This is a genomic window from Syntrophorhabdus sp., from assembly GCA_012719415.1.
In the GTDB taxonomy this organism is placed as follows: domain Bacteria; phylum Desulfobacterota; class Syntrophorhabdia; order Syntrophorhabdales; family Syntrophorhabdaceae; genus Delta-02.
The window spans coordinates 1-1,834 of record JAAYAK010000155.1 but is presented as its reverse complement, the minus strand read 5'-3'; the positions used below and the strand labels follow the sequence as shown (position 1 = coordinate 1,834).

Here is a 1,834-nt window from a genome sequence, read left to right as displayed (position 1 = left end):
GAGTTTTTTCGTATGAGGGGGTATGTCGACCGGGCCGATCTTGTCGTCACCGACGAAGATGCATTTCGCGGGCGATGGGCCACGGGTTTCACGATCGAATCCAACACCCAGAAGGCGCAAACCCTGTCGGCGCTTCTTGGCGCCTTCAGGCTCAATCTTCAGGCATTATCGCTCTTTGCCCTATTTGTCGGCGTCTTCCTCATCTACAACACGGCCATGTTTGCCGTGGTAAGCAGGCGCAGGGATGCAGGTATCCTGCTGGCCATCGGCGCCTCCCGCGGCCAGATCACGGCAGCTTTTCTCGTCGAGGTCCTCCTTCTCGGCGTCGCCGGGGGCGCCCTCGGCGGGGTTCTCGGCTACCTGCTGAACGGGTTTCTTGTGAAGATTGTCGGCAATACCATAAGCACGCTCTACTTCTTCCTGAAACCCTCCGTACTCCCTTGGTCTTTCTGGAACCTAGCGGGAGGGGTTTTCCTCGGCTGCGCCGCCAGCATCGTGGGCTGTCTGCCATCGCTTCTCGAGCTTCGCCGCGTCCAACCCGTCGAGGTCATGCGGGGAAGGATAGCCTCCCGCGGCGCATCGAGAAGAATGAAGACGATAGCACTGTCGGGACTGGTCTGTCTGGCGGCGGCCCTCACCCTTTTCGGGCTTTCTTTTCTGAACGTTTATATCGGTTTTGCCGGTGCCTTCGCCTTTCTTCTCGGTGCCAGCCTTTTCGCGGGGTTTGTGATCATCCTGCTGGTACCTGCCATGAAACGTCTTTTTTCCCGTGCCATGGGACTCGCCGGCAAGATAGCCATCGGGAACATCAGGGAGAACCTGGGAAGGACCTCCGTTGCCGTTGCCGCCTTCATGATCACCCTTTCCATGTCCATCGGCCTCGGCTCCATGATCGACAGCTTTCGCCAATCCCTTCTGTGGTGGATGAACAGCCAGCTCAGGGGCGAACTCTACGTCTCCACAAAGGCCGATGTAAACGTTCCGGAAGAGTTTTATGAAGAACTGAAAAGGATACCGGGTATCGGCGGCATCGATGTCTTTCGCAACGTCTCGATAACCTTCAGGGGCAAACCTGCCTCCATCACCTCCATAGACGCGTCCGTGCTTCAGCGATACGACCGGTTCGGCTGGCTGGAGGGCGGGGACGAGAACTGGGAACCGGTTAAACAGGGCGGGGCCATCATTTCCGAGAGTTTCTCACGGCGGTTCAACGTCAAAAGGGGTGACCGGATCACCATCGAGACGGCTCAAGGCCCCGCGGGCCTATCCATAGGCGCCGTCTTCTATGATTACGCTTCGGAACACGGGGTCATCATGATGGACCGGTCCACCTATCTCAAGCTCTTTGGTGACAGGACCATAAACAGTCTGGGCATCTTCATCGACGAAGGCAATCCCGATCGCGCAAAGATCATCGATCACGTGAAACTGAGGGCCCGCTCCCTTGGCCTTCCCTTCGCCACCCGCGAGGAATTCCATAAAAGGATACTCGATATCTTCGACAGCACCTTCGCTGTTACCCGCTCGATGCGTATCCTGGCGGTCATCGTCGCCTTTTTCGGCATCGCCGGGGCATTGATGACCCTTTTTGTCGAACGGCAGAAGGAGTTCGGCATCTACCGTGCCCTGGGGTTCTCGACAGGCGACGTGGCCCGCATGACCATCGCGGAAAGCCTGGGGCTCGGGCTCGTAAGTTTTCTCATGAGCACCGTTGTCGGAACCGTCTTCGCCATCATCCTCATCAAGATCATCAACCTCCAGAGCTTCAACTGGACCATCTTCTATCATTTTACCGCACGGCCCTACCTGGTAACGGCGCTGACGACGCTTACGG

Annotated in this window: 1 protein-coding gene; it reads left to right on the top strand. The window is 57.6% G+C overall.

What is annotated here, in order from left to right; genetic code table 11:
- Positions 1-1,834, top strand: a 1,834-nt coding sequence (locus tag GXX82_09480) for an FtsX-like permease family protein (protein ID NLT23265.1), incomplete at both ends; no start/stop codon positions are given.